Source organism: Cetobacterium sp. 2G large, assembly GCF_014250655.1.
GTDB lineage: Bacteria > Fusobacteriota > Fusobacteriia > Fusobacteriales > Fusobacteriaceae > Cetobacterium_A > Cetobacterium_A somerae.
Genome location: NZ_JACHTH010000009.1, coordinates 1 through 13,967, shown reverse-complemented (window position 1 = coordinate 13,967; position 13,967 = coordinate 1). Strand labels below are relative to the sequence as shown.

Here is a 13,967-nt window from a genome sequence, read left to right as displayed (position 1 = left end):
TTAATTATGTTCTCATTTTTTCTGCAATTAATTTTAGAATCTACTTGCAATACACAAGGATCTATGGCAAAAGAGGTAACAATAGGATAAGCCAATTTTAGAGTGAACATCAAGTTTCACTCTTTTTTTTTAATACAAGGGGGAAACTATATGGATGGTGAAAGAGTAATTTTAGCAAGAAATGGGGATGAAGAGGAGTTAGAGAAAATTTTTTTGGAGTATAAAAAAAACATATTAAAGTATAATAAAATGTTTTATTTAAAAGGTGGGGACTCTAACGACTTACTTCAGGATATATAGGTTTAATGAAAGCTATAAAAGGGTATGATGAAAAAAGAGAGGTATCTTTTTCATATTTTGCAAGTATATGTATAAAAAGACAGATAATCACAGCTATTAAAAACTATAATTCAAGTAAAAATTTATCACTAAATAATAGTTCAGTAGGTGAAGAGACTGATATAAATCATTACTTTAAGTCATCAGCTTACTATTCTCCTGAAGAGATGATTTTAGGAAAAGAGTTTCTAAAAGGGTTAAAAAAATATTTAGATATAAATTTAACTTCACTTGAAAAAAAGTGTTTCCATATATGTGCCAAGGATACACTTATTTGGAAACATCTAAAAAATTAAATGAAAAAGTAAAAAGAATAGATAACGCAATTTGCAGAACTAAGCAAAAGATAAAGATATATGTTGAAAGTTATTTGGAGTAAGTAAAAAAAGCTCTATATTTAAAAAGAGCGATATTAATAGATGAATAATGAATAAACCATATTATATAAGTAGCTTTTTTTTTGAAATAATGTTACAATAAAGGATAAAGCTTAATAAGGAAAGGTAGGTAACTATATGGAAAATTTTTAAACTCTATATAGTACAAAAAATGTTTTTAAATAGAAAATCACTAAATGTTTTGAATCTGTTTTTAAATTCAGATAAGTATGCAATATCAGACTTAGAAACAATTTTAAAAATAAAAAAAAGAGCAATTAATCTTAATATAGAAATTATAAATAGTTTTTTACATAGCCATAATATAAATGGAATTGTAAAAACTGAAAAAGTTTTCTATATAGATAAAAGAGAGCATCAAAAAATCAAAGAACTTTTATCTCATGCACCATTTAGTCCAATTGAAAGAAGAGACTATATTTTATTAAAATTATTTTTTACAAATAAAGTTATTTTGAATAATAGCTTTATGGAACTAGATATAACTAGAAGAACATTAAACTATGATGTAGAAAAATTAAAAGACTACTTAGAAACTTATAATTTAAGATTAGATAGTTTGCCAGCAAAAGGTGTTTTTCTTGTAGGAAGTGAAATTAGTATAAGAGCTCTATTTGCAAGATATTTAGCTAAATACTTTATTGAGAAAGAGAGCTGTCATAATCTATTTATTAATTTAATAAATAGTGTTTTTCCCAAAAAAGAGATAAGCTTAGCTAAGAAGATTGTTTTAAATCTAATTAATAAATTAGGAGCTTCTTTACCTCCTGAAGATTTCTTTAAAATAGTATCTATTATTTTAATTCACTCTTTTAGAGAAGTTAATTTTCCATGCACTTATAAAAACTATGAGACTCCAAAAGAAATATTAAATAATAAATATTATGAAAAATTATTAAACTTCCTTAAAATACATGGTTTAGAAGAATTAAGAGAATATGAGTTAGATTTAATTATTAAAATATTTTTACTTCAAGATATAGATAAATATGAAGAATTTGTAGAAAGTGAAGTAACTTTATTTTTAGAGAAATTACAAGAAAAAATAGAGATAGCTATTCCAAGGAGTAAGGATCTTTTAATGAATATATCTAATGTTATAAGAATTGGGAAGTTTAAAGCAGAATTAAATTTCTTAGAACATAAAGAAACTCACAAATTGGATAAAACTTACAGGAAATATTATAAAGAGATAAACCTAATAATAAAAGAGATGTTTCCAAAATTTTATTTAGAGGATATTATTTATTTAACAATACTTATAAAAACTACAGTAGATAATATTGAAGCTAGTCACAAAAAATTAAAGACCATAGCTATCATAGATGATTCCTTTAATCATATATATGGAAAAATGTTAATCAAATATATTAAAGGTAACTATCAAGTAAATATTTTAAAAATTTTAGATAACTATGAAGTTAACGACTTTTTAGAAAAAAATCAACATTTAGATTGTATCCTTACATTAAATGATATACATTTTAAAAATAAAAAAATTCCTACAATTAAAATGGATTTTAATTATATTTTAAATAATGTATGTGAATTAGAAAAACATGGATTCTTAAAAAAATAAAAAAAGATAGCAGAGTCAATTTAACTCTGCTATTTTGTTATAATTTTGTAGCTGTATACTTTCCAGTTTTAGAGTCTTTAACAACATTTATATAAATTACTTTTCCAGAACTTACATCTATATAATTTGCAACTCCAGAAACTAAATATTGATAGTCTTCATTTAAATTAGGTGTTTGTGATTGTGTATGACCTTTTACTTGCCAAACTGGGTTATCATTTGAATACGCTGTTAAGCTAAGTTCTTTAACAAAATAGTTAACATATTGAACGTTGTCACCATACCAGTTAGCATCATATAAACCATTATAAACACCACCATATGGACCTCCTATTCCCCACCATTCATTTATAGGAGCAGGAAAATCCTCCTCAGTAGTGAATGGTCCAGAAACTTTGTAATCATAAACAATGTTGTAATTAGCATTATTAATTACAAAAGTTCTATTATATCCTTTTGAAGTCAGCATTTCTTGTATTGAATTTTCAAATGTTTGTTTCTCTATGTCTAAATCTACACTTACATTCTCCGTAGATAAATAGTATGTTCCTACAACAACTGGTTTAGCAGCATATGAATCAACTGCAACTGTATGTCCATCTATCAGTGCACTACATCCTTGTAGTAGAATTAAAGATACAGGTACTATATATATAAGTTTTTTTAGCATTAGTAGTTTCCTTCTAATAATAATTTTTTATCTCCAATTTTTGGATCTAAAATTATTGATACATTAACTTTTTCATCTGTATTTAAAGAAATTCTAACATCATTTGCAATAGTATTAACAAAGTTATTTATCTCAATTTGATTAAAGTTTTTCCAACCACCTTCACCAAAAAGTGTTTCAACTTCAATAATAACAAAAGGTTTATTGTTTAATAATGCTAAATCAATATCATCAACTTCAATTTTATTTTTTCCATCTGTGATATAAGCATGTTTAGCTTCTAACTTTTTCTCTATTTTAGAGATTATCCCATCTTTTTTAGCAAATGTTAAACTTGATAAAACCAAAAGTCCTAATAATATTTTTTTCATAAATGCCTCCTAATTTACCTTTAAAGTATAAATAAATTATACCAAAAATATCTAGGATTGAATATTTGCAAATATATACATATTTATATATATGTATTTGCAAGTTAAATTCTATATGACTGCTATGATGGATTTAGAGCTTTTATCTTACTTGTGTTTTTCAATTTCCCAACTCATAATAGTTCTAATTATTACTATTAATAATACTAGTATGATATTTTGTAAATCTCTTAGAATAATCGTATCGATAATATCCGCAATAATTAAAAACTGAAGACCAACTAAAATATATTTATCAAAAGTTTCACGCATAATTTTATTAAAGTTAAGTTTTTCTTTATTTGTAAATAAAATTTTAACACTTTTTAAAAATCCGAAACATATAACTCCAATAGACAGAGTAGTAAAAAAGAAAGCTAACCAATGTAAAAAAATTTTAAAAAAATCCATAATATAATGTTCAAAAGTAAGCATAAATCCTCCTAGTAGAAATATTTTATTTGTATAGCAACATTATAACTTATTTTTTAAGAATCTAATAGTAAAAAAGAAATAGATTAGAATTTATTATTTTTTCTCGTATTATATAAATTTTTATCTCGGTATTTTTAGATTAATTTTAACTATATAGCTATATCTTAATAAAATCAATAAAATAAGTCTCGTATTATTAGGAGAATACGAGATTTTAGTAATTAATAAAATTTAGACTAATCGAAATTAAAGTTAGTAATTTTTGTACTTACAAATACATGAGTTTGTGTTTTTTATTTATTTTATCTATATATTATAGAATTATAAAGATAAAAATTATTCCTAATAATTTTTAAAAAGGAAAATAAAAAAAGCTACTTAAGTAGCTCCTTTAAATTGTTAAATTATTTTAAATATGCTTCTAAGTGTGTTAATATTTTTTTTCTAACTCTTTGAATAGCATTATCTGTTCTTTTTAATGATTGATTTAATTCTTTAGCAATTTCTCTATATGTATATCCTTGGCATAAGTATTCGCAGACATCTTTTTCTATCTCTGTTAGATTGGATATTAGATATTTATTTAGTTCATTTTTTAGTTCTTTTCCTAAAACAATTTCTTCTGGGGTATACCTATTAGTAATTTGATAAAAATCATCTATACTTGAATCATCACCAATTAAAGAATTATTTAATATAGTTTTTTTCATACAATTAGCACTTTGGATAGATGATATGATATGTCTTTTTATACATATATTTGCAAAATGATTAAAAGATACATTTTTATCTTTATCATAGCTTCTTATTGCTTTTAGAAGTCCAATATATCCCTCTTGTAATAAGTCATTATAATCTCCTCCTTTTATAAAAAGGTATTTGTTATGCTTTAAAATATAATTTCTATACTTTAAAAAAATTTTTTCCATAGCTTCTTCATCACCATTTTTTGCTAAAATTACATCATTGTCATCCATAAATTTCTCCTTTTGAATTAAAATATTAATTTATCAAAACGATACTAGTTCGGTACTTTAGAATTAATTTTTTATGCATTTTAAAATTATATACTAGGAGTATTAAGATTTATATTAGAAATTTATTGGGATTAAATTTATAAAATTTCTATATGACCAGTTATATTGAAAAGATGTACTCTTTTAGTAAACTAAGAATTTCAAGTATTTAACAATGAACTATTATGATATACTACCTTGTAAAATAATTTAGAAAGGAAACAAATAATGATAACAAATGAAACTTTTAATATTTTTCTTCAATTAAAAGATGAAAGAGGTGAACCATTTTTTAAATCTTTATTAAATGATGTGCTCATCTTTTCAATAAGATTTATAGCATTTATTTTTATTTTATATATTGGATCAAGAATTGTTAAAAAAATTGATAGCTATTTAGATAAAATTCCGGTAGTTAATCAAGATATGAATACGAAACAGTTTACCAAGTCCTTAACAAAACTTGGTTTAAATATCATATTTTTTTTAATCGGTCTTTTAGCTTTTGGATTTAGTGAAAGCTCTATTGCCACTATGATTAGTGCTATTGGTCTAGGTGTTGGTATCTCTTTAAAAGAGTTTTTATCTAATTTAGCTGGAGGTGTTGTCTTGTTTTTTTCTAGACCATTTGAAATTGGAAACTTTATTAAAGTCAATGGCGCAATGGGAAATGTTGTAAAAATAGAGGTTTTCTCTACTCATATCAATAGCCTAGACGGAAGAAGAGTTATTATTCCAAATAATGTTATGATTAATGGAAATATAATTAACTATGATACAAATGATGTAAGAAGAATTAAACTTACAATTCCTGTAGCTTATGATTCTGATATGAAAAAAGTTATAGATACTCTAACAGATATAGCTAATAATTATGAATCTCTAGATAAAGAAAAGGGTAATTTTATCCATATAATGTCATATGGTGATTCTAGTGTTAATATTCTATTTATGGTTTGGGCTCCTAAAAATCAATATTATAAAGTTCGTGGAGAAATAATGGCACATATATTAGATATATTTAATCAAAATAATATAGAAGTACCATTTAATATTTTAGATATAAACTTAAAACAACGATAATTGTAAAAAGAAAATAACTCAAAATAACGTATTCTTTATAAATAAAAGAAAAATAAGGAGGTGATTCAGTTATAAAAATTATTTTTATAACTGAAAATTATGTATTTGACTAGTAAACATATTCAAGTTGCTTTGATTTTAAAAAAAAGCCAAATAAACGATTATAAAATTTTAACTAGAATGTTAAATATTACTCCCTCTACTTTTTTCTCATATTTAAGAGACATTGAAACTATTATTCTAAAAAAAGATGAACCAGATGTAAAGATTTTAATGAAAGATTTAAAAGAAACTTCAAATCTAGTTCATTTAATAAAATCTCAACAAAATATAACAAAAGATGAGAGAGTTTTATATATAATTTTTAAAATATTAACAGCTAGAGTTATTAACGTAACTAGATTATCTGAAAATCTGAACGTAACTAGAAGAACTTTAAACTACGATTTGGATAAGGTTAAATTGAAATTAGAACGATATAATCTATCCTTAGTTTCTTTTAAAAATATAGGTCTTAATATAGTTGGCGAGGAAATTAACATTCGTAGGATGCTTCTAGGGTATATTTTAAAAATATTTATTGAAAAAGATTTTTTACCTAAAATTATAAGAAATGAGTTTGCCAGCTTTTTAAAGAGAAATAACTATAAATTTATTAAAAAAAATATCCCTTCCTTAGAAATGGAAGTAGAGGATTCATTCTATTATAACGAATTAGCTCTTATAAGTGCTTGCTTAGCATTCTCTTGTAACAGTGATGAAATGGAGACGGAAGTTTATTATATAAATGATAAGTTTTCAATTATTATTCTTAAAATTGTGGAGCCATATTTTAGAAAAATTTTAAAATATAGATATTATGAGCCAGATATTTATTCAGATAAATTAAAAGAATATGAAGAGTATTTTAAAAATATAATTCCTAAATTTTTTGGATTTAACATACAAAATATTTTCCAAAAAAAAGTTCCTATTAGAAAGTGGTTAGTTTTTTTATTAATAAAAGAAATCTTTGAAATTAATGATTTCTATTTTCTAAATATACTTAAAAATAATTTTTCTGAAAAAATAGATTTATTAACAAACAAATTAAAGAAAAAATTGCCAAGAATAACAATATATGATGGATTTGTAATATATTTCTTTATCTTAAATCTTTTAAGTATTGAAAAAGAAAATTCTTCTAAAAAAATCATTTTTATCTATGAAAACATTCCTAAAATATTAATAAATGATTTAGTAAAGACAATTGAGATTATATACTCTATTAAGTTTGATAATATTATTAGATTTAAATTATTAGGTAAATACCTAAAAAATAATCAAGTTTCTTCAATATATTCTTTAGAAAACTTTAATGTTTCAGAAAAAAATATGAATTATATGAAAATCTCAATTTCAGATATTTTAATATCAAAACAAAATAAAAGAGGATGCATATCATGCTAGCATCCTCTTTTATTTTGTTAAATTTTATTATTTTTTAGAGAAAATATAATCATCTAACATATTTCTCATTTTTATTACTCTTCCACCATAAACAATATGGATATTATGAGCATCTGGGATTATTACTCCATTTGGTTTAGATTTTTTTATTAAATCTTGATTAACTTTAGAACTATCTTTAAGTTCTATTCTAAGTCTTGAGATACAGTTATCAACTTCAACTATATTCTCTAATCCCCCTAATCCTTCAATCATTGTTTCAGCTAAGTTATCAACTTTTCCTGTCTCATTTGAAGATTCTGATTTTTCAGCTTCATCATCTGAATCTTTAAAATCATCTTGGCTTCTTCCTAACGTTAAAATATTAAACTTCTTTATGATAAATACATATGTGAAGTAATAAAGTAAGAAGAAAAGTGGTCCTACTATTAAGAATATATACCATTTTGTATCAAGTCCTTGTAAAGTTCCAAATACAAACCAGTCTATAATTCCTCCTTGAATATTACCTATTTTTACCCCTAATATAGCTGGAATTAAAGTTGATAATCCTGCTAAGATAGCATTTGCTATCCATAATACTGGAGATATAAATATGTATGTAAACTCAATTGGCTCAGTTATTCCTGTTAATACAACTGCTGTTAATCCAGGAATAAAGTATTTTAATAACTTTTCTCTTTGAGCTGGTAAAGCACACTTATATAAAGCAAATACAACTGCTGGCATTCCAAATACCATATGTAAGATTCTACCTTGTGCTAAATACTGTGTAGCTTTTGCTGAAAATGGTACATGATTCTCTAATTGAGAGAAATATATATTTAAAGCTCCTACCTGTGTATGTCCAGCTACAGTTTCAACTCCACCTAAAGCAGTGAATCTAAAAGCTTGGTTTAAAATGTGATGTAAACCAGTTGGATTTATAGCTTTCTCTAAGAACCCATATAAGAAAGCACCAACTATATTTAATTTAGCTATACCTGTTCCAAGAGTCATGATTAAACTATTTATATAAGGCCATACATAAACTAGAGCCATACCTATAAAAGGCATAATTAAAGCACACGCAATTGGAACAAATCTTTTTCCACTATAAAATGTTAACGATGGATGTAATTCGATTTGTCTATATCTATTGTGAATAGCTATTGCACATAAACCAGCTATCATTCCACCGATTACATTCATATTATATACAAACACACCTAAAACATTTGTAAATTGTGAATTATATAGAGTTGCTTCAACTGCTGTATATCCTTCATTTTTTATTAAATAATTTACTGCTGTTGTAGTAGGTGTATATCCTTGAACTCCAAGTAAATAGCTCATTCCAACTAACATAGCTATGTATCCTACAACTGATGAATATACCGCAACTTCTTTATCTCTTTTTACAATTCCTAAAGGTATAGCCATTGCAAATAGAAGTGGAAGTTGAGCAAATGGTATTCCTGCAAGTCTTCTAATAAAACCTAAAAATCCTTGAATTCCTTCACCACCTAAAAAAGGTAGAAATCCTATAATTACTGGATTTTGAAGGGCTGCTGACAGCCCCAAGAAAATCGCCATAAATGATAATATTGAAATTGGAAATAACAACGTTTTTCCAAAACTTTGAAGATCTTTTTTTAATTTTTCCATTTAAATACCCCTTACTCTCTATTTTAAACTAAAATGTTTAAAATCTCTTGACCTTTTATTGTATATTTTTCTATTTTCTCTAATTTTTCTTCAAACATATTACTCATATAAGTTTCTTTAGAGAAGTTTAATTGAATTTCATTATTTGTTGGATTAAATAATCTTACAAAGATTTCACCTGTTTCTGGTGCTTCTTTTAATGTACTTACAACACATCCATTTAAGTCTAAATTTAACTCTGATTCAATTATAGTTTTTACTTTTGGAACGTTTATATTAAATCTATTGAACTCTTTTAATTGGTATCCAGCAATTGGTGTTAAAAACTCTTTAGCTTTGATACTATCATTTTTATCAGTTTTTACAAATGATATAGCTAAATTGAATACAAACTTTTCACCTAATAACTGGTTATCTGGAGTTTCAATCTCTATTCCAGAAGGTCTTCCAGGTCTATTGATAAGTTCTCTTTTCCCTAAGTGAGAGAATGATCTAAATAGAGTAATAAATATCTGCTTATTTACTACTTCATACTCCTTTAATCCGTAACTAAAGATTGTTGCTCTTTTATCAGTCTCTTCTAAAGCTACATACGAGTTGAAAGTTTCAATTGATACTGGCTTCTCTGCCCATTTATCCTCTTCCCAGATACTTAATTCTTTTTCAAAGTATACAGGGTTATTGATTACTGATAAGTGTGAATCACATTCAACAGTATCTGTTTTTATATTTGTATTTAATACTGCTCTAAATCTTGTATCTTTTAAGCTATTTGTATGCTCTAAATTAATTTTAATCATATCATCATTTGATAATGTTAAAGTTACATCAAAATATATCTCTTTATCTAACTTGTTTAAATCTCTTGAAGCTTGATCTTGAGGTAAGTTATAAGTAACTCTATATTTTAAAATCTTTTGGTTATTACCTTTTAATGACTCAACTTTTGATATTTTAGAATCCTTAGAAGTTATTACCATATCCTTATGAGGTGGTGAATAGTCATAACTATCTCCTGCATCTCCACTTGTTTCAATAGAGAATACATCTTCTACAATTTCTCCAGTTGACTTAACTAAAAGCTTTATTGCATTATTTTCAACTGTCACTTTATAGAAATCATTTTCAATTGAATTATCCTCTGCTACATTTGTGATTAACTCATAAGATGTTCCCTCTTCAAATGTTAAGTATTTTACAGATAATCCTTGAATTGATTCAACATTGAATACAGCTTTTGTTCTAAACACTTTAATATCTAAAAGTCTGGCAGCAACCTGTCTATCGATTAATCCAGCATCCTCTATGTTTTGTGATAATACTAGGTAATCAACCTCTTTTTCACCATCAAATATTTTGAAATCACTTGTTCTAGTTACAAATTCAACTTCTACAGTTGCATTTTTTCTCTCGTATGGTAAGTAGTTATATAAAGTTATTACATTATTACCTTTCTTCTCTGAAGATGATAGTGATATTAATCTCATGTAAAGTTCAATTTGAGTATCTACAACTTCTTTTACTTGAATTAAACGTTGCTTTATATCTTTATTTACTAAGTCTGAGTTACATCCACCAATACTATCGTGTGCGTGAGTTCCAAACATCTCTTTTAAGCACTTCTCAAAAATCTCATGAGGGTAATCTATGTTTAATTTCTTTCCTAATAATGCTAAAGGTTCTAAAATATTATAAATCTTGTACTCTAACTCTGTATTAAGAAGTTTTATATCCATTCTTGTAGAAGTTATAGTTTTATGAATTCTAGCATGTTTACTATGGTTTAAGTCTCCTTCAACAACTTCTAAGTTTAAATTTTTAAGAGAATCTACATAGCTTTCAAAGTCAGAAATAGATACTTCAGCTTCTGGATAAAATTCTCTTATATTATCCATAATTGCATGGATGTCTTTTTGAATTGGCATTTGATCATGTCCATTCATTATTAATCTAGATTCACCAGCTGAATATTTATCTAAAACTTTCATTATTTTATCCATTCTAGATTTTAATTCATCTTTATCGCTCTCTAAATATTTAGCTCCTTGGTATCCTGTAGCTAAGTTTATTCCAAATATAACGCTACCATCTATTCCTTTCCATAAGAAGTCTGACTTATCAGCTTTTAATTCACTAAAACCTCTCCAGAAGAATGTACTTTCAATTCCAAATTGCTTATATATTTGTGGAATTTGTGCTGAATGTCCAAAAGTATCTGGAGCATATCCTACTTTCATAACATCTCCATATTCTATAGCTTTTTTCATTCCATAATATAAGTTTCTAATTATAGATTCCCCGTGTACTAACATTAAATCTGTTTGTGTATACCATGGTCCAACTCTTAAAGCTTTTCTTTCAACTAAAGCTTTAACTCTTTCTTTCCATTTAGGTGCAAACTCTATAAAATCATCTAGCATTACGCTTTGTCCATCTAATATATATATAACATCAGTGTTTTCTTCTAAGAATTCAATTACCTCAAACATATGATTTCTTAAAAGTACCTGTGTTTCACTTTTTGTAAAATACCACTCTCTATCCCAGTGTGTATGCATTAAAATTTTGATGTTTCTGTTCATTTTAACTCCTTTTGTTTCACTTTTAATATATTAATTATTATATATGAAAAGAGTTAAAATATTCAGTTCTATTTTATGGATAATTATCCAAAATGTAATAAATTAACTAATTCATTAACCATTATTATCATGTGTAATTGTTGTTCTCTTGTTATAACATTTAATTTATCAATTGAAATGTTATGTGTAAAAGAACAATCTGAAAATTTATCTAAATAGCTATTTTTTTTTGTTATAGAAACTACTCTATTTCCTCTATCTTTAAAACTTTTAGCCACATGTTTAACTCTTAATGTTTCACCAGAACTAGATATTATAAGTAAAGTAAAGTTATTAAAATTATCTAACATCTTTTCTTCACTTATAAAAATAACTTGAAACCCTAAATAAAGAAGTTGTCTTTGAAGATATGTTGCAGTTATTTTAGAGGCACCTAATCCATAAAGAAGTATTCTCGGTGTATTTTTCAATATTTTAGATAACTCTTTTCCCTCTTTCATGTTTATATTCTCAATAAAATAGAGTGTGTTAGTTATAGATTCTCTTTTAGATTTATCTCTTTCTAAAATGTCCTCTCTTATTGAAAATTTCAAATCACTAAAACCTGTAAAACCAAGTTTTTTACAAAGCCTATTTATGCTTCCTTGAGATGTATAAGCTTCTTTACAAATTTCTAATACAGTTATATCCGGTATTCTAGAAAAATTTTTTTCTAGAAAATCAAGTATTTCCTCTTCTGATTTTGTTAATTTTTCTTTTATTTCTCTTGTTTGAAGAAGTTCTAATACTTTATATGACATTTTTACCTCCAATTTTTTTCTTATATTTTACTATGAATATTGAAAAATGCCCTAATAAAATTAGGGCATTCTTTTATCTTATACTTGATTGAATCTCTTCAATCATTTTATTTGTTGACTTTAACCCACCTGTTGCTGTATACCAAACTTCAGAATCTAAAAATATTATATTTCCATTTTGTGAAGCTTTTGTAGCTTTTATAATATCATTATCAAAAGCTTTATTTGCTGATACATCTCCTCCTACAACTGCTGATCTATCAATAATAAATATATAATCTGGATTTTTTTCTAAAATATATTCAAAATTTATTTTACTTCCATGTGTTGAAACTGCGATATCTTCAACAGGTTTAAATCCAAAATAATCGTATATTATTCCAAATCTTGATTTTAATCCATATGCTGATAATTTTCCATTATTTGAAAGTATTACTAAAGCATTTAAATTTTGATCTTGAACTTTCTCTTTTATCTCATTTAAACTATTTTCAATTTTATCAAATTCAGTTTTAAAAATCTCTTTCTTTGAAAAAATATTTCCTAAAGTATCTAAATTTACTTTGAAAGATTTCATGTAATCATCACTATTTGTTTTTAAAGCTACAGTAGGTGCAATTTTTGATAATTGCTCATAAAAAGGTTCTTGTCTACCTGAAATTATTATTAAATCAGGTTTTATTTCATATAGCTTTTCTAAATTTGGCTCTTTTAAACTTCCAACATTTATATATTTATTATCTGAATATTTTTCTAAAAATTTTGGTAAACTCTCTTTTGGTAAACCAATAATATTAATACCAGAATTATCAAGTACATCTACTATTCCATAGTCAAATACAACTACATTTTTAGGATTTTCTATAACTTCTGTCTCTCCCATGTAATGCTCTATTTTTATTTTATTTCCACTTTCTTCCTGGGATCTTTTTGGAGATATATAATATCCAACTCCTGCTATAATAGCTAAAAATAAAATAAACACAACTAATATTTTTTTCATAACTCCTCCTAGAAATATATACATATATTTTTATTATTGATTTCTTTAACTTCTATTGGCATTTCATATAATTTTTCTAATTTATCTTGAATAACGATATTTTTTGTTTTATCCATATGCTTTAATTTTCCATTTTTCATTGCTAAAATATAGTCTGAATAAACTGATGTAAAATTTATATCATGCATAACAATTACTATTGTCTTTTTTAAATCTCTTACTAATTTACGAAGAATCTTCATCATTTGAACCGCACTTTTCATATCTAAATTATTTAATGGTTCATCTAATAAAATGTATTTTGTATTTTGAGCAATTGTCATAGCAATATATGCTCTTTGTCTTTGGCCACCACTTAATTCATCTAAATATTTATCTCTAAACTCATTTAAATTCATATACTCAATAGCTTCTTCTATTTTCTCTTTGTCCTCTTTAGTTAACTTTCCACTGCTATGAGGAAATCTTCCAAAAGATATCAGTTCATAAACTGTTAATCTTACATTTGTTGTATTTTCTTGCTTTAATGTAGCTATTGTTTTAGCTAACTCTGTTT

At 25.2% G+C, this 13,967-nt stretch carries 14 protein-coding genes; 5 read left to right on the top strand and 9 right to left on the bottom strand.

The window, feature by feature from the left end:
* Positions 1–150 precede the first annotated feature (150 nt).
* From H5J23_RS14000 to H5J23_RS13990, 3 genes are all read left to right on the top strand, one after another.
* Positions 151–300, top strand: a complete 150-nt coding sequence (locus H5J23_RS14000; RefSeq protein ID WP_185892906.1) for a hypothetical protein — start codon at positions 151–153, stop codon at positions 298–300.
* Positions 301–305: 5 nt separating this feature from the next.
* Positions 306–635, top strand: coding sequence for a hypothetical protein (locus H5J23_RS13995; RefSeq protein ID WP_185892904.1), 330 nt, complete (start codon positions 306–308; stop codon positions 633–635).
* Positions 636–888: 253 nt separating this feature from the next.
* The gene (locus H5J23_RS13990) at positions 889–2,316 is read left to right on the top strand and encodes a helix-turn-helix domain-containing protein (RefSeq protein ID WP_185892902.1); all 1,428 of its coding nucleotides are present in this window, start codon (positions 889–891) and stop codon (positions 2,314–2,316) included.
* Between the two features lie 37 nt (positions 2,317–2,353).
* On the opposite strand, the gene H5J23_RS13985 is transcribed toward H5J23_RS13990, so the two are convergent.
* The 4 genes from H5J23_RS13985 to H5J23_RS13970 form a co-directional block, all read right to left on the bottom strand.
* Entirely contained in the window at positions 2,354–2,986 is a 633-nt protein-coding gene (locus tag H5J23_RS13985) for a hypothetical protein (RefSeq protein ID WP_185892900.1), read from the bottom strand.
* Positions 2,986–3,357 (bottom strand): hypothetical protein, encoded by a 372-nt coding sequence (locus H5J23_RS13980; RefSeq protein WP_185892898.1) that lies wholly within the window; start codon positions 3,355–3,357, stop codon positions 2,986–2,988. The genes H5J23_RS13985 and H5J23_RS13980 overlap by 1 nt, the downstream gene beginning before the upstream one ends.
* A gap of 147 nt (positions 3,358–3,504) precedes the next feature.
* On the bottom strand, positions 3,505–3,831 hold the full coding sequence (locus H5J23_RS13975; protein ID WP_185892896.1) for a DUF1622 domain-containing protein: 327 nt from the start codon (positions 3,829–3,831) through the stop codon (positions 3,505–3,507).
* Positions 3,832–4,235: 404 nt separating this feature from the next.
* Complete coding sequence (locus H5J23_RS13970; RefSeq protein ID WP_185892891.1) at positions 4,236–4,808, bottom strand: sigma-70 family RNA polymerase sigma factor; 573 nt, start codon at positions 4,806–4,808, stop codon at positions 4,236–4,238.
* Positions 4,809–5,075: 267 nt separating this feature from the next.
* Between H5J23_RS13970 and H5J23_RS13965 the strand changes: the two genes are divergently transcribed.
* Both H5J23_RS13965 and H5J23_RS13960 read left to right on the top strand, forming a co-directional pair.
* Positions 5,076–5,930, top strand: a complete 855-nt coding sequence (locus H5J23_RS13965; protein ID WP_185892889.1) for a mechanosensitive ion channel family protein — start codon at positions 5,076–5,078, stop codon at positions 5,928–5,930.
* A 99-nt stretch (positions 5,931–6,029) separates the two neighbouring features.
* The gene (locus H5J23_RS13960) at positions 6,030–7,379 is read left to right on the top strand and encodes a helix-turn-helix domain-containing protein (protein WP_185892886.1); all 1,350 of its coding nucleotides are present in this window, start codon (positions 6,030–6,032) and stop codon (positions 7,377–7,379) included.
* 27 nt (positions 7,380–7,406) lie between these two features.
* Here H5J23_RS13960 and H5J23_RS13955 read toward each other — a convergent pair whose 3' ends face one another.
* The 5 genes from H5J23_RS13955 to H5J23_RS13935 form a co-directional block, all read right to left on the bottom strand.
* On the bottom strand, positions 7,407–9,026 hold the full coding sequence (locus H5J23_RS13955; protein WP_185892884.1) for a PTS transporter subunit EIIC: 1,620 nt from the start codon (positions 9,024–9,026) through the stop codon (positions 7,407–7,409).
* A 23-nt stretch (positions 9,027–9,049) separates the two neighbouring features.
* The gene (locus tag H5J23_RS13950) at positions 9,050–11,608 is read right to left on the bottom strand and encodes a glycoside hydrolase family 38 C-terminal domain-containing protein (RefSeq protein ID WP_185892882.1); all 2,559 of its coding nucleotides are present in this window, start codon (positions 11,606–11,608) and stop codon (positions 9,050–9,052) included.
* Between the two features lie 83 nt (positions 11,609–11,691).
* Complete coding sequence (locus tag H5J23_RS13945) at positions 11,692–12,408, bottom strand: MurR/RpiR family transcriptional regulator (RefSeq protein WP_185892881.1); 717 nt, start codon at positions 12,406–12,408, stop codon at positions 11,692–11,694.
* 73 nt (positions 12,409–12,481) lie between these two features.
* Positions 12,482–13,411 (bottom strand): siderophore ABC transporter substrate-binding protein, encoded by a 930-nt coding sequence (locus H5J23_RS13940; RefSeq protein ID WP_185892879.1) that lies wholly within the window; start codon positions 13,409–13,411, stop codon positions 12,482–12,484.
* Between the two features lie 8 nt (positions 13,412–13,419).
* Positions 13,420–13,967 (bottom strand): ATP-binding cassette domain-containing protein (locus tag H5J23_RS13935; protein ID WP_185892877.1); only part of this gene is annotated, 548 nt, incomplete at its 5' end.